The sequence below is a fragment of the Cellulomonas sp. P4_A2 genome (assembly GCF_056402515.1).
In genome coordinates this window covers 22988-40083 of record NZ_JBFUHG010000006.1, presented here as the reverse complement: position 1 = coordinate 40083, position 17096 = coordinate 22988, and the positions used below count along the sequence as shown (strand labels likewise).

Annotated in this window: 15 protein-coding genes, 2 tRNA genes and 1 pseudogene; 8 read left to right on the top strand and 10 right to left on the bottom strand. The window is 73.6% G+C overall.

Annotated elements, in window-relative coordinates; translation table 11 throughout:
- Window positions 1-19: 19 nt before the first annotated feature.
- The 3 genes and pseudogenes from AC1DUE_RS07980 to AC1DUE_RS07970 all read right to left on the bottom strand — a co-directional run.
- On the bottom strand, window positions 20-1477 hold the full coding sequence (locus AC1DUE_RS07980; RefSeq protein ID WP_477038871.1) for a GTPase: 1458 nt from the start codon (window positions 1475-1477) through the stop codon (window positions 20-22).
- A complete protein-coding gene (locus AC1DUE_RS07975; protein ID WP_477038962.1) occupies window positions 1474-2085 on the bottom strand; it encodes a hypothetical protein in 612 nt (203 codons plus the stop codon). The genes AC1DUE_RS07980 and AC1DUE_RS07975 overlap by 4 nt, the downstream gene beginning before the upstream one ends.
- 553 nt (window positions 2086-2638) lie before the next feature.
- Window positions 2639-2848 (bottom strand): annotated as a pseudogene (locus AC1DUE_RS07970) (hypothetical protein); the annotation flags it as partial.
- An 81-nt stretch (window positions 2849-2929) separates the two neighbouring features.
- Here AC1DUE_RS07970 and AC1DUE_RS07965 point away from each other — a divergent pair.
- Both AC1DUE_RS07965 and AC1DUE_RS07960 read left to right on the top strand, forming a co-directional pair.
- Window positions 2930-3289, top strand: coding sequence for a hypothetical protein (locus tag AC1DUE_RS07965; protein WP_477038961.1), 360 nt, complete (start codon window positions 2930-2932; stop codon window positions 3287-3289).
- A gap of 27 nt (window positions 3290-3316) precedes the next feature.
- Window positions 3317-3389, top strand: a tRNA-Arg gene (locus AC1DUE_RS07960).
- A 32-nt stretch (window positions 3390-3421) separates the two neighbouring features.
- Here AC1DUE_RS07960 and AC1DUE_RS07955 read toward each other — a convergent pair.
- The gene (locus tag AC1DUE_RS07955) at window positions 3422-4453 is read right to left on the bottom strand and encodes a TIGR03885 family FMN-dependent LLM class oxidoreductase (protein WP_477038870.1); all 1032 of its coding nucleotides are present in this window, start codon (window positions 4451-4453) and stop codon (window positions 3422-3424) included.
- A gap of 57 nt (window positions 4454-4510) precedes the next feature.
- Complete coding sequence (locus AC1DUE_RS07950; RefSeq protein WP_477038869.1) at window positions 4511-5422, bottom strand: helix-turn-helix transcriptional regulator; 912 nt, start codon at window positions 5420-5422, stop codon at window positions 4511-4513.
- 181 nt (window positions 5423-5603) lie between these two features.
- Here AC1DUE_RS07950 and AC1DUE_RS07945 point away from each other — a divergent pair, with 181 nt between their 5' ends.
- Window positions 5604-8303 carry a glycoside hydrolase family 3 protein gene (locus AC1DUE_RS07945; protein ID WP_477038868.1) on the top strand — a complete coding sequence of 900 codons (2700 nt, stop codon included), beginning with the start codon at window positions 5604-5606 and terminating at the stop codon, window positions 8301-8303.
- Between the two features lie 6 nt (window positions 8304-8309).
- On the opposite strand, the gene sigJ is transcribed toward AC1DUE_RS07945, so the two are convergent.
- Window positions 8310-9158 (bottom strand): RNA polymerase sigma factor SigJ, encoded by an 849-nt coding sequence (gene sigJ / locus AC1DUE_RS07940; RefSeq protein ID WP_477038867.1) that lies wholly within the window; start codon window positions 9156-9158, stop codon window positions 8310-8312.
- Window positions 9159-9257: 99 nt separating this feature from the next.
- Here sigJ and AC1DUE_RS07935 point away from each other — a divergent pair, with 99 nt between their 5' ends.
- Window positions 9258-9887 carry an LUD domain-containing protein gene (locus tag AC1DUE_RS07935; RefSeq protein ID WP_477038866.1) on the top strand — a complete coding sequence of 210 codons (630 nt, stop codon included), beginning with the start codon at window positions 9258-9260 and terminating at the stop codon, window positions 9885-9887.
- Here AC1DUE_RS07935 and AC1DUE_RS07930 read toward each other — a convergent pair.
- Entirely contained in the window at window positions 9823-11160 is a 1338-nt protein-coding gene (locus AC1DUE_RS07930) for an APC family permease (RefSeq protein ID WP_477038865.1), read from the bottom strand. The two genes, AC1DUE_RS07935 and AC1DUE_RS07930, sit on opposite strands and share 65 nt — an antisense overlap.
- Window positions 11161-11352: 192 nt before the next feature.
- Between AC1DUE_RS07930 and AC1DUE_RS07925 the strand changes: the two genes are divergently transcribed.
- From AC1DUE_RS07925 to AC1DUE_RS07910, 4 genes are all read left to right on the top strand, one after another.
- On the top strand, window positions 11353-11541 hold the full coding sequence (locus AC1DUE_RS07925; RefSeq protein WP_477038864.1) for a hypothetical protein: 189 nt from the start codon (window positions 11353-11355) through the stop codon (window positions 11539-11541).
- A 140-nt stretch (window positions 11542-11681) separates the two neighbouring features.
- Window positions 11682-11936, top strand: coding sequence for a hypothetical protein (locus tag AC1DUE_RS07920; protein ID WP_477038863.1), 255 nt, complete (start codon window positions 11682-11684; stop codon window positions 11934-11936).
- A 69-nt stretch (window positions 11937-12005) separates the two neighbouring features.
- Complete coding sequence (orn, locus tag AC1DUE_RS07915; protein ID WP_477038862.1) at window positions 12006-12677, top strand: oligoribonuclease; 672 nt, start codon at window positions 12006-12008, stop codon at window positions 12675-12677.
- A gap of 13 nt (window positions 12678-12690) precedes the next feature.
- Window positions 12691-14940, top strand: coding sequence for an FUSC family protein (locus AC1DUE_RS07910; RefSeq protein ID WP_477038861.1), 2250 nt, complete (start codon window positions 12691-12693; stop codon window positions 14938-14940).
- Here the strand turns inward: AC1DUE_RS07910 and AC1DUE_RS07905 are convergent.
- The 3 genes from AC1DUE_RS07905 to AC1DUE_RS07895 form a co-directional block, all read right to left on the bottom strand.
- A tRNA-His gene (locus AC1DUE_RS07905) sits at window positions 14919-14994 on the bottom strand. The genes AC1DUE_RS07910 and AC1DUE_RS07905 overlap by 22 nt on opposite strands.
- Before the next feature lie 104 nt (window positions 14995-15098).
- Window positions 15099-16022, bottom strand: a complete 924-nt coding sequence (locus AC1DUE_RS07900; RefSeq protein WP_477038860.1) for an ATP-grasp domain-containing protein — start codon at window positions 16020-16022, stop codon at window positions 15099-15101.
- The gene (locus tag AC1DUE_RS07895) at window positions 16019-17065 is read right to left on the bottom strand and encodes an ABC transporter ATP-binding protein (RefSeq protein WP_477038859.1); all 1047 of its coding nucleotides are present in this window, start codon (window positions 17063-17065) and stop codon (window positions 16019-16021) included. Before AC1DUE_RS07895 ends, AC1DUE_RS07900 begins: the two co-directional genes overlap by 4 nt.
- Window positions 17066-17096: the final 31 nt, after the last annotated feature.

Sequence of the window (17096 nt, the reverse complement as noted above, 5' to 3'; positions counted from 1 at the left end):
CCAGGGGGCTGTGGACGGGTCAGCCGCGCGCGGACGCGAGGAGCTCGCGGACCTTGCGGTGCTCGGCGAGCACCTGCTCGGTCGGTACGGCAAGCCGGGCGCGCGAGACGCTCTCGAGCGCCGCTCGACCGTCGCGCAGGACCTGCTCCGAGCGTCGTCGCGCCGCGGCCGAGCGTGCGGCCCGGCCGGCGAAGAGGGCGACGACGGCTCCGACGAGGGCGACGACGGCGGCCACCGGCGCCCAGGTGTTGGCGTCGCCGTCACCCATCGCCGAGCCGACCGCCACCGACCCGAGCACGAGCGCCGCGCCCGCGAGCACGATCGCCAGCACCCCGAGCCCGAGCGCCAGCCCCGACCGGCGCGCGGTGACGCTCAGCTCGGAGATCGCGTCCGCGACCGCGAGCCGCAGCTCGGCCGTCGAGGCGACCCGTGAGCCGATGTCCTGCGCCCACCGCTTGGGCAGCCCGTTCGTGACCGTCTCGAGCCACATCCCGCGGGCCAGGGCGACGGCGTCCTCCTGCACCGCCCCGAAGCCCTCGGCCGGGGCGGTCCCACCGCGGACCGCGGTCGCGACCGAGCTCGCCACCGACGACAGGCCCACCGAGCGCGCGAGCGTGTCGACCGTCTCGCCGAGGGACAGCGTGGCGGGCTCCCGCGTCGCGACCTGCGTCTGGAGGGTGGTGACGGCATCGTTCAGCTCGGCCCCCGCGTGCCTCGCGGCGAGCGACTGCGAGGCCACGACACCCGCGAGCGCCTCCCGCAGGCCCCTGACGCCCTCGCCGGTCGTCGCCGAGGCCGACGTCACCGGGACACCCGTCAGGCCGTCGTCGACGAGCAGGCGTTCGAGGTCGGCGACGAGGGACGGCCGGACGTCGGGCGAGACGGTGTCGACCTGGTTGAGCACGACGACCATCGACGACTCGTGGCCGACGAGCTGACGCAGATAGCCGCTGTGCAGCGCGTCGTCGGCGTACTTCTGCGGGTCGACGACCCACGCGAGCAGGTCCGCCTGCGGGATCAGCCGGTCGACGACCTCGCGGTGCTCGGGAGCGATCGAGTCGTGGTCGGGCAGGTCGAGGAGCACGAGCCCCCGCAGGGACGCCTCCGACTCCCCGTCGAGGAGGCTCTCGCGCGCGATCCGACGCTCGGGCACGACGCCCAGCCAGTCGAGCAGGGCGTCCGCGCCGTTGCCCCAGACGCACGCGGTGATCTCCGACGTGGTGGGCCGGCGCACCCCGACGTCCGCGAACTGCAGGCCGCTGATCGCGTTGAAGAGGCTCGACTTGCCGGAACCGGTGCCGCCGACGAGCGCGACGACGGTGTGGTCGACGCCGAGCGCGAGCCGTTCGCGCACGCCGTCGATCGTCGTCGAGACCCGGGCCGAGGCCTTGGGCGAGACGCGACCGTCGGCGACGGCCAGGGCGCGGTCGAGGGCCTCGACGCGCGCGGTGAGCAGGGCGGTCTCGTCGGTCGTCACGTCAGTCCCTTGAGCACGGCGAGCCTCAGCCGCAGCCGGGAGGCGGCGTCGTCGGCGAGGTCCGGGTCGGCGAGCACCTCACCGACGGCGGCGCGTTCGAGGGCGGCGTGCGCGGCCGCCCGGTCCACGAGGTCGGTGCGCAGCTCGTCGACGGCCCGGTCGCCGGCCTCGTCGATCAGGGACACCAGCAGGTCGCGCGCGTCGTGCACGCCGGACGCGGCGGTGAGCGCGATCGCGGCGAGCCCGTCGTCGCCGAGCGCTCGTTCCGCCTTGCGCCGACGACGTGCGGCCCGCGACGCGTCGGTGGCGGGCTCGACCGCGAGGGCGGCACGCACCACCCGGACGCCCTGCGCGATCCAGGCGCGAGCGGCCTGGTCCGCAGCGGAGCGCCGGTTGCCCACCGCCGCCCAGGACGCGTCGACCGACCGCCCACCGTCGGGACCGTCGGGTGCCACGAGCGCCGCACGCAGGGCATGCTCGGCCTGCCCGCCCGCCGCGGACAGCGTCGCGGTCGCCGAGTTCTCGAGGTCCTCGACGAGCGGCGCGATCCGCGCGGACCGGGCGCGACCGTCGCGCGCCGAGCCGCGCACACGACCCTTGCCGCTCACGATCTTGTCCAGCGGCGCGCCAGCCCGAGTGCCCGCGGTGGTCCGCGACGGCACCTGCGCGGATCGACTCGGCCGACTGGGCGACGGACCGCGCGAGCACGTCGTCGAGCACCGAGCCGATCGCCGCGGCCGCGTCGGCCTGGGCCTGCACGGCGTCCGCGAGCTCGTCGACCCACGGCCGCAGCGCCGCGAGCGAGCCGCGCAGCGTGCGTCCGATGACGGTGCGCGCCTTGTCCGGGCCGGCCAGCATCGCGAGCCAGCGCTGGATCGGCGACACGGACGACGCCGGCAGCAGACCCTCGTGCGGTCCCAGGTCCGGCACCACGAACAGCGGCGACCCCTGCAGCCCGTTCTCCCGCAGGCGCCCGAGCAGGTCGCCGCGGACCGTCGGCAGAGACGCCGGGGGCACCCGGTTGAGCACCATCGCGATCGAGGCGCCTCGCTCCACCGCGCCCTGCAGCACGCGCCACGGCAGCGCGTCGCCGTAGCGGGCGGCCGTCGTGACGAACAGCCACAGGTCCGCGGCCTCGAGCAGCCGGTGCGCCGACTCGCGGTTCGACTCCAGCACCGAGTCGAGGTCGGGAGCGTCCAGCAGCGCGATCCCCCGGACCATGTGCTCGTCGGCGACGACGCTCACGGACTCCAGCACGGGGTGGTGCGAGAGCAGCTCGGTGTCGAGGGGGTGGTGCACGAGGACCGGGCGCCGGGTGGTCGGTCGCAGCACGCCGGCCGTGCTGACCTCGGCTCCGACCAGGGAGTTCACGAGCGTCGACTTGCCCGCACCCGTCGACCCCGACACGACGACGACCGCAGGCGCCGACAGCTCCGTGAGCCGGGGCACGAGGTGCTCCCCGAGCTGGTCGACGAGTCGGTCCCGGGACGCGCGGGCGACCTCGATGCCCTCGATCTCCAGCGGGAACCCGGTCTTCTCGACGTCCCGTCGGAGGTCCTTGACGGCGTCCAGCAGGGACGTCTGCGCGAGCGGGCGGGCGAGGATGTCGCGCGGGTCGTCCGCGACATGGCGCGCGGAGCCGACCAGTGGCTGCGCGTACTGCGCGGGCTGCACTGGAGCCGTGCCGGGCTGCGCGCTCACGCGACCATTGTCCCGGTGCGATCTGACCTGGCAAAACGCCACGCGGTTCCGAATCCGGGCGGTTCGTCCGCCCGACGTCCCCGCGCCTGCGACCTGCACGTCGCCGATTAGGCTGTGCCAGGCGTGCACGCACGCCCGGCCCCCGTAGCTCAATGGATAGAGCAACGGCCTTCTAATCCGTAGGTTGCAGGTTCGAGTCCTGCCGGGGGCGCCTACGCACGGCCGCGACGACACCGTTCCGGCTCACGCGGCCACCTGCTTCAGCTGGGGCAGGAGGTGCTCGGCCGCCATGTCGACGAACGCGTCGAGGGCCGCGCTGCGCGGCGTGCTCGTCGGCGCGGCATCGTCGTGCTTGTCGTCGCTCGGACGCGGGTCCGTCGCCACCTGGTGGAGGTAGACCGCGTCGAAGCCGATCGCGACCAGCTCGCTCAGGCGGTCGGCGAGGCGCGCCGGGTCGTGGTCGACCAGCACGCTGCGACGCACGGCCTCGTCGCTGACGTGCTCGCCCGCTGAGTCGAACGCCTCCGGGGTGTCGAGGTCCCAGGCGACCGGCGGTCCGAACACCTGGTTGCGCCACTGCTCACGCGCCACCTCGAACGCCGTGCGCTCGTCGGGCGCCCAGGAGACGTGCACCTGCAGCGCGATCTCGCCTCGACCGCCCGCGTCCCGGTACTCGTGCACCACCCGCTCGAGGATCTCGGGGCTCTGGTTCACCGTGACCAGACCGTCGGCCCAGCCGGCGTGGGCCCGTGCGGTCGCGGGCGTGACCGCGGGGCCGATGAGCAGCGGCGTCTCGTGGGGAACCGTCCAGAGCTTCGCGCGGTCCACGGTGACCAGGCCGGTGTGCGTGACCTCCTCGCCGTCGAGCAGGGCGCGGATGACGTCGACGCACTCCCGCAGACGCGCGTCCCGCTCGGCCTTGGCCGGCCACCGGCCGCCGGTGATGTGCTCGTTGACGTTCTCCCCCGAGCCCAGCGCCACCCAGAAACGTCCGGGGAACATGGCCCCGAGGGTCGCGACCGCCTGCGCGATGATCGCCGGGTGGTACCTCTGGCCGGGGGCGTTCACCACGCCGAACGGCAGCCGCGTCGTCGCCATCGCGGCCCCCAGCCAGGTCCATGCGAAGCCGGAGTGCCCCTGCCGGACCGACCAGGGCGCCCAGTGGTCGGAGCACATAGCGGCGTCGAAGCCCGCCTGCTCCGCGCGCTGGGTGGTCGCCAGGAGCGCAGCGGGATGGACCTGCTCGTGCGAGTTGTGCAGTCCGACGATGGTCATGGGGATCGGTTCTACCCGGTTCGTCGCGTACCGGCACGGTGAGCGGCCGGGTGCCCGTCACTCGGAGAGGCGACCGGTCAGCTCTCGACGCCTGGGCTCCGGCACCAGGCTGCCGCTCCCGTCGTTCGCCACGAGCCCGTGGTCCGCTGCGAGCTGCGCCATGCGCCGCTGGGATGGCGACCGCGGAGCCGCCGCGTGCACGACCATCCGCTGACCGGGGTCCTCGGGCAGCGGGACGGAGTGTGCCTCGAGGGTGAGGCGCCCGACCGTCGGATGGTTGATCTCGCGCACGCCCGACGTGTCTGCTGCCACGTCGTACGCCGCCCACCGACGGCGGAAGTCCGGGCTCCGCGCGGTGAGCTCGTCAACGAGCGCACAGAGCCCGAGGTCTGACGGCGCGCGCCCTGAGCTCCCGCGCAACAGGGACGCCGTGAGGTCGGCCATGGCGTCCCAGTCGCTCCAGAAGGTCCACGCACCCGGGTCGCAGAAGATGTAGCGCGCGTGGTTCACGGGTCGCGCCGGGCTCTCGTAGAGGGGCAGGTAGAGAGCGCGCCCGAGGTCGTTGGCGGCGAGCACGTCGAGCCTGTCGTCGACGACGCAGCACGGCAGGTCCGTGGCATCGAGCCACTGCTGCACGAAGGGACGCACGGACTTGGTCCGTGGCGCACGAGAGTCCGCCCGGTTCGTGGCCGGTGGGGAGCGCAGCAGGTCGGCCAGATGGTCGCGCTCGACGTCGTCGAGCCGCAGCGCCTGGGCGAGGTTCGCGAGGACCGACTCGGAGACCCCCGCGACGACCCCTCGCTCCAGCCGTCGGTAGTACCCCGTGCTGATCCCGGCGAGGCTCGCCACCTCGTCCCGCCGAAGGCCCGCGACACGGCGGGCGCCCCCGGGCGCGGAGAGTCCGGCGCGCTCCGGGGTGATGCGTGCCCGACGCACCATGAGGAACTGGCGCAGCGCTTCGTTGCGCATCCCCCGATGCTGGCCCCGGCGACCGGTACCCGCCAGGCGAGCCGCCCCCGAGGGGGGACCAAGGTTGGGCCCCTCTCGGGGGTCGACGCCCGCGCCGCGACGGGGGTCTCATCGGCAGTGACCAGACCGTGACCGGGACCTTCCCCGGAATGCGGACCGTCCTCGACGTGGAGGGCCTGTCATGACGCCGGAGCTGATCTCGCGGGGAGCGCGCAGGGCACGACTGGCGATCGCCGCAGCGAGCGCGACCGCCCTGGTCATCACCCTCCAGACGGGCCTGCCAGCCGCGGCGGCGCCCGGCGACCCGTGGATGAACACCGCCTTGTCACCCGACCAGCGCGCCGTGCTGCTGCTGCAGGCGATGACGCTGGAGGAGAAGGTCGAGCTCATGACGGGCGACCAGGGTGCCGGTCCGGCGGCGTTCTACAGTGCGCCCATCGAACGTCTGGGCATCCCGGAGCTGAGCATGGCCGACGCCACCGCCGGCATCGCGTCCCGCGGGTGGCTGCTCCCCGCGACCGCCGACAGGGCGACCGCCATGCCGACCAACCTGGCGCTCGCGGCGACCTGGGACCCGGCGAGGGCCCGCGACTATGCGGGGGTCGTGGCCGACGAGGCCCGGCAGACCGGTCACGAGGTGCTGCTCGGCCCCAACTCCGACCCGACCCGCAACCCGTTCTGGGGGCGGCAGGCCGAGTCGGCGAGCGAGGATCCGCAGCTCAACGCCGCGATGGTGGTGCCCTTCGTGCAGGAGGTGCAGGCCCGCAACGTGATCGCCGACCTCAAGCACTACACCGCCTACACGCAGGAGACGTTCCGCGGCGGGCTGCAGAACTCGGTCGTCGACGAGCGGACGCTGCGCGAGGTGCACACGGCCGCGTACGAGGCCGCCATCACCCAGGCCGACCTCGGCTCGGTGATGTGCTCGTTCAACAAGATCAACGGTGTGTACTCCTGCGAGAACGAGTTCACGCTCAACCAGATCCTTCGCGACCAGCTCGGCTTCCAGGGCTTCGTGCTCACGGACTTCGGGGCGATCCACTCCACGGAGGCATCGGTCGTCGCCGGGACGGACATGGAGACGGGCACGCGGGCGTTCTACGGCGACGCGCTGCTCGCCGCCGTCGACGAGGGCCGCGTCCCGGTCGAGCTGGTCGATCGGGCGGTGCTGCGGATCCTGCGCACGATGTTCGCCATCGGCATCTTCGACAACGACTACACGCCGACGGCGATCCCCGTCGCGGAGCACGGCGCCGTGGCCCGCGAGGTGCAGGAGGACGCCATCACCCTGCTGAAGAACGACGCGGACGCGCTGCCGATCGACGGCGACGCGATCGACTCGATCGCCGTCGTGGGCGCCGACGCGACGATCCCGTCGACGCTCGGCGGGTCCGCGTACGTCCAAGCGACGTACGAGGTGTCGCTGCTCGATGCCATGCGCGAACGCGGACGGGACCTCGGCGCGCAGGTGCGTTACGCCCAGGGCAATGACCCGGTGAACGGGGCGAACATGATCGAGACGGCCGACATGACCGCCGTGCCGTCGTCCGTGCTGCGACCCGAGCGCGGGATCGGCGACGGGCTCACCGCCCGCTACTACCCGAACGCGGACTGGTCCGGCGCCCCCGGCCTGACGCGCACGGAGCGGCAGGTCGCGTACGACGTCGGGTTCATCGGCGGGTCACCCGCCTTCGCGAGCCTGTACGGGTCGCAGGTGCAGCCGACGCCGATCCTCGCCGGAGCCGGCCCCGCGGGCGGTGGCGACCAGTCGGTCCGGTACACGGGCAGCCTCGTCGCGCCCAGCACGGGCGCCTACGTCCTCGGTGCTACCGGGTGGGGCGACGCGCGCGTCTACCTCGACGACCAGCTCGTCGTCGACATGACGGGCGCCGATGGTCGTCGCGACGTCCGCTCGCAGCCGCTCCAGCTCCAGGCGGGGCAGGAGTACGGCCTGCGGGTCGAGTACTCCCAGGACCACCCGCTGGTCGGCCTGCAGCCCGGCACGTTCCTCCTGCAGTGGTCCGCGCCCGCCGACGCCCTCCCGCCGTCGGTGGCCGAGGCGGCAGCGGCAGCAGCCGCCAGCGACGTCGCCGTCGTCTACGTGCGCACGTACGAGAGCGAGGAGCGGGACATGGTCTCGCTGAAGCTGCCGCAGAACGCCGAGCAGCTCATCCGAGCCGTCGCGGCCGCCAACCCGAAGACCGTCGTGGTGGTCTCGACCGGCACCGGCGTGACCATGCCGTGGGTCGACGCCGTGCCGGCACTCGTCCAGAACTACTTCGGCGGGCAGGAGGAGGGCCACGCACTGGCCGCGATCCTGTTCGGCGACGAGGATCCGTCCGGCCGCCTGCCCGTCTCCTACCCGCGCAGCGAGGACGCCCTGCCGGAGGGCGTCCAGAACCCGTGGCTCGACGACGAGAACGTCGAGCTCACCGAAGGTCTGGACATCGGCTACCGCGGCTACCTCGCGGCCGGGGTGGACCCCCGGTTCGTCTTCGGGCAGGGGATGTCGTACACCCAGTTCGCCATGGACCGGTTCCGTGTCGGGAACGTCCTGCGCACGACCGGGGGCCAGGACACGATCGACGTGCGGCTCCGGCTGCGGAACGTCGGAGACCGCGACGGGACCGAGGTGGTCCAGGTGTACCTGGGTCCGCTCCCGGGCGTCGACTCCCCGCCGCGCAAGCTCGCGGGCTTCGCCAAGATCGAGCTGGGCGCCGGGAAGCGCGAGCAGGTGAGGATCGAGCTGGACCGACGCGACTTCTCCTACTGGGACGCCGACGCCGACACGTGGGTCACGCCCACCGGCCAGGTCGAGGTCTACATCGGACGATCGGCCCTCGACGTCGAGCTCGCCGGCACCGTACGGGTCCGCGACTGACGCGGCTCACGCCCACGGGCGGAGCTTGTCCGGGTTCCGGACCGCCCAGATGTTCATGATGCGCTCCCCGACGACCCGGAACGCGAACACCGTCAGGATCACGCCGTCGAGCTGCGCGACCAGACCCGGCTGACCGTTGACCGTGCGCTCGACGAGCCGCACGTCGGGCGCGACGCGGCCGATCTGCACCTGGGCACGGGCGATGGGTTCTGCCCCCACGATCGGCTCGACCACAGTCGGCGCCAGCCCGCCGCCGTCGGCGACGAACGTCGCGGACGGGTCCAGCAGGCCGATGAGCGCGGCGACGTCCCGGGCCTCCCAGGCCTGCTTGAACTCACGCACGACGCCGGCCTGGACCGACCGGGGTGCGGCCTGCGAGGAGCGCAGCCTGCGGCGTGCCGACGAGGCCAGCTGCCGGGAGGCCGCGGGCGTGCGGCCGACGATCTCGGCCACCTCCGCGAACGGGTAGCCGAACACGTCGTGCAGGATGAACGCGACGCGCTCCGCGGGGGTCATCGACTCGAGCACGACGAGGAACGCCATGCTGATCGACTCGTCGAGGGTCACGCGGTCGGCCGGGTCGGCGACGGTGCCGTCGGGAAGCGGCTCCGGGATCCACTCGCCCACATAGGTCTCGCGCCGCACGCGGGCCGAGCCGAGCAGGGTGAGGCAGAGGCGGCTCGCGACGGTGGTGAGCCAGGCGCCGGGCGACTCGATCGCGTCCTGCTCCTGCGGCGTCATCGCGAACCAGCGGGCGTACGCCTCCTGGACCACGTCCTCGGCGTCGGCCAGCGAGCCGAGCAGGCGGTACGAGACGTTGATCAGCTGGCGCCGCTCGCGCATGACGTCGTCCACTCTCACCCTCCTCCGACCGGACAGCCCCCCGAAACGTCAGGCCTCACATTCTGCGCGGCTCCGTGGTCGTACTCACGACACCGACCCACGGGAGACACGATGACCACGAGCACCGCAGCAGGCCCCTTCACCGAACCGGCCTCCGACCACAGCCTCGAGCGGGCCGCCGAGGCGCTGACCGCGCACGGCTTCGCGGTCGAGATCCTCGACGACGTCGCGGCAGCGCGGGTCCGCATCGCCGAGCTCGTCCCCGACGGATCGAGCGTGTTCACGGGCGCGAGCGAGACTCTGCGGCTGTCCGGCATCGACGCCGACCTCAACGCGAGCGGCCGCTACCTGGCGGTCAAGCCGCTGATCCTGGCCATGGACCGCAGCACGCGTGCCGACGACATCCGGCGGCTGATGTCGACCCCCGACGTGGTCGTGGGGAGCGTCGCCGCGGTCACCGAGACGGGCTCGCTCGTGGCCGCGTCGGGCACCGGGAGCCAGCTGCCCGCCTATGCCGGCGGCGCCGCGCACGCCATCTGGGTGGTCGGCGCGCAGAAGGTGGTGCCGACCCTCGAGGTCGCCCTGCGGCGCGTGCACGAGCACGCGCTGCCGCTGGAGAACGAGCGCGCCATGGCGGTCTACGGGCAGCCGAGCGCGGTCAGCCGGCTGCTGGTCCTCAACGCGGAGCTGATCCCGGGGCGCGGGACGGTGCTCCTGCTGCGCGAGGCGATCGGGTTCTGACCGGGTCGAGCGCGCGTGAGCGCCGGACCCGGCCGACCCCGACCGCGACGAGCCCGAGGGCCACCGGCACCACGAGGTGCCACCCGGCGAGCGCGGCCAGGACGAGCGCCAGGACGAGCGCGACCACCCCGCACCACCAGCCGGCGCTCCCCCGCTCGAGCAGCCGGACCGCGGCGGCCGACCCGAGCGCGTAGACCGCGACCATGCAGCTCGTGTGCACGAGCACGAAGGGCTCGAGGTCGCCACCGGTGGCCACGACCAGCGTGAAGTACGCGAACGAGAGCACCGCGACGACGAGCAGGGCGCGACGCGGCACCCCGCCGGGCTGCGCGCCGTCGGCCACCCAGCGCGGCAGGTCCCCGTCCCTGCCCAGCGACGCGCCCAGCTTGGCGAACGCGCCGAAGTAGGCACCGAGCACCCCGAGCGTGACGATGCCCGCGACGAGGGCCACCGCGACGCGCCCGGCACCGGGCAGCCCGACGTCGACCAGGTCCATCAGCGGCACGTCCGACACGGAGTCGCCGAGCGCCGTCACGGCGACGTACTGCAACGACAGGTAGGCCACGCCGACGACGACCAGGGCGATCGCGGTGGCGCGCGGGATGGTCCGCCGCGGGTCGCGGAACTCCCCCGCCAGGTGCGTCACGGCCTCCCAGCCGGCGAACGCCCAGACGAACAGGCTCGCGGCCGCACCGACCCCGGACCAGCCGTGCGGGAGGAAGGGCCGCAGCTCCGCCGGGTCGGACGCCGGCAGCGACACGAGCACGACCAGGACGACGAGCACGACGAGCAGGCCGGTCAGCACGAGCTGCACGGGTCCGCTCAGCCGCAGCCCGACCGCGTTGGTGACCAGCGGCGGGAGCAGGAGCAGGGCGCCGACGACGTACACCTGCGTCTGCGACCCGCCGAGCATCGCGACGACGTACTGCGCCCCGACGAGCGCGACGACCGGCGCACCCACGCACACGCCGAAGAAGAACCAGTAGCCGGTCGCGCGCGCCGAGGTCGGTCCGAGCGCGAGCCGGACGTAGGTGGCGACGCCACCGGAGTCGGGATGCCGGGTCGCGAGCGCGGCGAACGTCGCGGCCAGGGGCACGGACACGGCCAGCACGCCCGCGACCGCGAGCAGCGACCCGGGTCCGGCGGCGCGCACCGCGAGCGTCGGGAGCAGCAGGATCCCCGTGCCGAGCACCGCCGCGACGTACAGCGCAGAACCCAGGAGCAGCCCGATGCGGCCGGTCTGGACCTCGGCCGGTCGCGTCTCGGTGGTCACAGCACGATCTTGGCGTCGACCGCCGACACGCGACACGTGGCAGACCGTCGTCGGCCGTCCAGATCCCGCCAGCCGCGACATGCCGGGAAAAAGCCGTGACCGACGCCACACGACCGTGGTCGAGTAGGTCTCACACCAACCACATCGACCCGGGCAACCGCCCTGGTCGAACCATGCCCGGAGGAGATTCCTGTGCATCCCACCAGCACGTTCGAGCTGCACCGTCACGAGTACGGTCAGCGCCTGGCCCGCTCCCACCAGGAGCGCGTCGTCGAGGCCGCGCACGCGGCCAGACAGCCGTCCGAGAACACGCGGCGACCTCCAGATCCGCCGCGCGTCCTGACCAGCCCCTCGTTCGCCGGGGCGGTCGGCGCGCACTGAACGAACCGCACCAGCACTGTCCCGGCGCGGGTCCCACGACCMGGGGCCCGCGCCGTGCCATGTCCGCCGTTCCCTGTCCCGCACCGTTCGTCGTGCCACGATGACGCCATGCCCGCCGCGACGTCCCGAGTCCCCCGCTGATGGGCCGGCACGCCTCACCGGAGCCGGAGCCGGTCGCCGCACCGGAACCCGCTCGCCGCGCACACACGGTCGTCGTCTGGGTCGAGCGCGTCCTGCTCGGGCTCGCAGCGGGTGCCGGCATCCTGGTCGTCCTGCACTGGGCGGGAACGTCGTGGGTCGCCGCCGCCTGGATAGCGGCGCTGTTCGCGGTCGTCGTCCCCGTCGCGGCCTGGCTCGCGGGGACCGTGCCCGGCCGCGAGCACCACCACCGCTAGGGCCGCCCACGGTCCCCACCTGGGAATGAGTTGGCGCGCGACGTCGTCGCGAGCCCTAGGCTGGCCAGCGTGACCAGCCCGACGACGCCCGCAGCCGCCCCCACCGGACACGAGAGTGCCGACCGCATCGTCTGGATCGACTGCGAGATGACCGGCCTGGACCTGGGCGCCGACGCGCTGGTCGAGGTGGCCGCGGTGGTCACCGACTCCGAGCTGCGGGTGCTCGGCGAGGGCATCGACGTCATCATTGCGCCGCCGCCCGAGTCGCTCGTGCAGATGAACGACTTCGTCCGCGCGATGCACACGACGTCCGGCCTGCTCGAGGAGCTCGCCGGCGGCACCACGCTCGCCGACGCGCAGGAGCAGGTGCTCGCGTACATCCGCGAGTGGGTCCCGGAGCCGGGCAAGGCCCCGCTGGCGGGCAACTCGGTGGGCACGGACAAGACGTTCCTCGACCGCGACATGACCGAGCTCGTCGGCTACCTGCACTACCGCGTGATCGACGTGTCGTCGATCAAGGAGCTGGCCCGCCGTTGGTACCCGCGTGTGTACTTCGCGTCGCCCCGCAAGAACGGTGGCCACCGCGCGCTCGCCGACATCCTGGAGAGCATCGACGAGCTGCGGTACTACCGGGCCGCGCTGCTCCCGGCGCAGCCGGGCCCCGACTCGACCGCGGCCAAGAAGATCGCCGCGGAGATCGTCGCCACGTCGGTGAAGGGCGCTCTGCTGTCCGAGGGCTGAGGGGGGTGGGCCTGTGCGCGACTGGTTGCGCCGGCACGACCCGGAGGGCTATGCCCTGCACCGCGCCCTGCGCGTCGCCCTGCTCACCATGGTCGTCCTGGCGATCACCGACCTCGGCATCGGTGACAGCCAGCTGACGACGTTCGCGGTCTTCGGGACGTTCGCGCTCCTGCTGTTCGCGGACTTCCCCGGCAGCCGGTCGCAGCGGCTCGTGTCCTACGTCTCGCTGTTCGTCGTCGGCCTGGTGCTCATCTCGGTCGCCACGCTGGCCTCGCGCTCGGTGTGGCTGGCGACGACGTCGATGCTGGTCGCGGGCACGCTCATCGTGTTCGCCGGTGCCACGTCCGCCGCGATCGCGTCCGCCAGCCGCTCGCTGCTGCTCCTGTACGTCCTGCCGGTGACCGTGCCCGCCGACGTGTCGGACCTCCCGCCCCGGCTGGCCGGCTGGGCCGTCGCCGCCGCGCTCGGCATCCCGGCGGCGCTGTTCCTGTGGCCGCCGCAGGAGCACGACCGGCTGCGGGAGGGTTCCGCGGCAGTCGCCTCGGCCCTCGGGCTCCGGCTGGATTCGTTCGTCGGCGAGCACGGCCCTTCCGACGAGGCGTCCGTGACCGGCGCGTTCGCGAAGCTGCGCCGCGCGTTGCGGGCCACCACCTACCGGCCGGTGACGCTCACGACGGGCAGCCGGCTGCTGCTGCGGCTCGCCGACGAGCTGGAGTGGCTCCACCAGCTCGTCCGCGTCTCCGACCCCGCGGCCGTCGCCGGCTGGCCGCCGTGGACGCGGCGCGTCGTCGGCTCGTGCGCGCGCGTCCTGCAGGCGTCGGGCGACGTCCTCGGGCCGCGCACCGGCCCCGCGGCACGGAGCCGCCTGGACGACGCGCTCGCCGACCTCGACGAGCACCGGCGCGCGGCCGTCGACGAGCTGGCGGACGAGCTCAGCCACGGCGTGCCGCTGACCCCCGACCAGCTGGACCACCACACGCAGCGTGCCCACGCCTGGGTGTACGCGACCGACCTGATCGGCCGGACCGCGGCCGCGTCCGCCGCAGCCGACGCCCGACCGATGGTCGACCGGATGCTCGGCCGCGGGTCGACGCCGCTGGCCACCGGGCCCGTCCAGGCGGCCGGCCGGATCGCCGCCCAGCAGTTCCACCTCGACTCGGTGTGGATGCAGAACAGCCTGCGCACCGGGGTGGGGATGGCGACCGCGGTGCTCGCGGTGCAGCTGAGCCACGTGCAGCACGGCTTCTGGGTGGCCCTCGGTGCCATGTCGGTGCTGCGGACGTCGGCGCTCGCCACCACGTCGACCGTCCTGCGCGCCCTGCTCGGCACCGTCATCGGGTTCGCGATCGGCGGCGTGCTCGTCGCGATCGCCCCGACCGGCCCGGTCGCCCTGTGGGTCCTGTTGCCGATCGCCGTGCTCGTCGCCGCGTACGCCCCGAACACGGTCTCGTTCGCGGCCGGTCAGGCCGCGTTCACCGTCACGGTCGTCGTGCTGTTCAACATCCTCGACCCCGTCGGCTGGAAGGTCGGCCTCGTCCGCGTGCAGGACGTCGCCATCGGCTGTGCCGCGGCCCTCGTCGTCGGGCTGCTGCTCTGGCCCGGCGGCGCCGCGGCCCGCGTCCGGCGCGCGCTGGCGGACGCCTATCGCTCGACGGCCGACCTGCTGCACGCGACCGTGCACGCGACCGTCACCGAGCCCCTGGGCGCCCCCGCGGACCGCCACGGTGCCCAGGCGGCCGCCGCGCGGCTCGACAGCGCGCTGAGGCAGTACCTCGCCGAGCGCGGGGTGCGGCCGGAGGGGCTCGAGACCGTCACGGCCGTGATCAACGGGGTGGGCCGGCTGCGCCTGTCCGCGGAGGCGATCGACCAGCTCACACGGCCGCGGTTCCCGGTGACCGGCCGCGACGGCGACATCGCGGCGCTGCTCCTCGGGCGGTCCGCCGGGACGCAGGGCTGGTACCACGGCATCGCGACCGCGCTGGAGCAGCAGGGGTCACCGGTGCCCGACCCGCTGCCCGCCGACACCCAGACGACCGTCGTGGAGCTCCTCGGGCAGACCCGCGGACCGCGCGCCGACCCGGTGGCGCGCCGCGAGCTCCAGCTGGCGTGGGTCGGCCTGTTCCTGGACGACGCCGCGAGCCTGTCCGGGCGTCTCGGCGGGCCGGTCGCGACCCTGTGCCTCGGCGCGAGCCCGGGAACGGCGACGGGCGCCGACCACGAGATGGTCGACGCCCGACGCGATGGGGTGGCTAACGGGACTTGAACCCGCGACCCCCTGGACCACAACCAGGTGCTCTACCACCTGAGCTATAGCCACCACGATCCCCCGACGCGTACGCCGGGGCGTCCAGAAGTGTACCCGAGCGGCCGCCGTGTTCCGGCATCCGTTTCCCGGGCCTCGGCACACCGGCCCAGGACCGCTCAGAGACGGGCGCTGATCGCGTCGGCGAACCGCTGCGCCGAGCCGTCCGCGTGCGCGAAGAACAGCGACGGCTCCGTGAGCTCGACCTCGAGGACGACGGGCGCGCCGTCGTCGTCGGGGATCAGGTCCACGCGCGTGTAGAGCAGCGGTCGGTCGACGCCGGGGATGACGTCCGGCAGGGCGGCGACGACGCGGTCGGCGAGCTCGCGCTCGGCGTCGCTGGCGTCCCGCGCGGTCATGATCTCCTGGCGGTACAGCTCGTCGGCCAGCCGCTCGCGGTAGGGGCCGTCCAGCAGGGCGCCCTTGCGCACCGAGTGGCTGAACACGCCGTCCACGTAGACCAGCGCGGTCTCGCCGGCCGTGTCCACGTTGCGCAGGTAGCGCTGGATCATCACGCGCCGGCCCACGCCGAGCAGGTTCTTCGCGTGCGTGATCGCCATCGACCGCTGCTGCGTCACGCCCGCGTCGTACCGGCCGGTGTCGCGCGAGCCCGCGCTGACGGTGGGCTTGATGACGAAGTCGCCGAAGGCCGGGAACCGCGTGTGGATGGCCCGCGAGTCGAAGTTGCGCTCCGGGTCCAGCCAGATGGTCGGCACGATCGGCAGGCCGGCGTTCTCGAGGTCGCGCAGGTACTGCTTGTCGATGTTCCAGCCGACCACCGTGGCCGGGTTCAGCAGCGTGCTCGTGCGCTCGACGCGACGGGTCCAGTCGGCGAACTGCGCCGCGCGCTCGGTGTAGTCCCACGTCGAGCGGATCACCACGTGCGTGTAGGTGCCCCAGTCGACCGTCGGGTCGTCCCAGACGACGGCGTCGACGGCGATCCCCTGTGCCGCGAGCGCATCACGCAGCGAGTGGTCGTCCTGGTCGAGCTCGGGCAGCTCGCCGCAGGTCGCGAGGGCGAGGCGGGCAGTGGTCGGCGTCACGAGCGCACTGTACCGACGGGGGCATCAGCGTTGTCAGTGACCTGCGTCTCGTCGGGCTGGTCGGCCGTCACGCGATCGAGGGCCCGGACCACGGTCGCGGGCGTCGCGCTGCCGACCACCTGGCCGTGCTCGTCGACCACCGCCACCGTCTGCCTCGAGCCGACGAACGCGTGCAGGACGTCGCCCAGCTCGGACCCGACCGCGATCGTCTCCCCGCTCGCGCCGTCGGCCACGGGGTCGAGGTCGGCGAGCTCGAGGCGGCCCAGCGCCAGCAGGCGAGCCGTCCGCCCGCGCCCGACCAGGTCCGCGACGGCGGGCGAGGCGGGGCGGGCCACGATGTCCAGCGGGGAGGCCAGCTGCTCGATGTGGGCGCCCGTGCTCAGCACGGCCACGCGGTCGGCCATCCGCACGGCCTCGTCGATGTCGTGGGTCACCAGGATCACGGTGATGCCCAGGTCTCGCTGGATCCGGGCGAACTCGGTCTGCAGCCGTCTGCGGCCCACCGGGTCGACGGCACCGAACGGCTCGTCCATGAGCAGGACGGGCGGGTCCGTGGCGAGCGCCCGGGCGACGCCTACGCGTTGGCGCTCGCCGCCCGACAGCTCGTGCGGGTACCGCCGCGCGTAGCGGTCCGGCGGCAGCCCGACGAGGTCGAGCAGCTCGTCGACGCGCGCGGCCGTGCGCTTGCGGTCCCAGCCGAGCAGGCCCGGCACGGTGGCCACGTTCTGAGCGACGGTGCGGTGCGGGAACAGCCCGACGTTCTGGATCACGTAGCCCATCCGCCGGCGCAGCTTCACCGGGTCGACGCGCGTCACGTCCTCGCCCTCCAGCAGGATCCGCCCCGACGTCGGCTCGACCAGCCGGTTCGCCATCCGCAGCGTCGTCGACTTGCCGCAGCCCGACGGGCCGACGAGCACGAGGACCTCGTGCGGCCGCACCGCGAGCGTCAGGTCGTCGACGGCGGACGCGGCAGCGCCGTCCTTCGACCGCGCGTCGTAGACCTTGCGCACGTGCTCGAAGCTGATCGCCGGTTCGTCTGCCACCCCAGGGACGCTAGTCGGTGCGTGTGACACG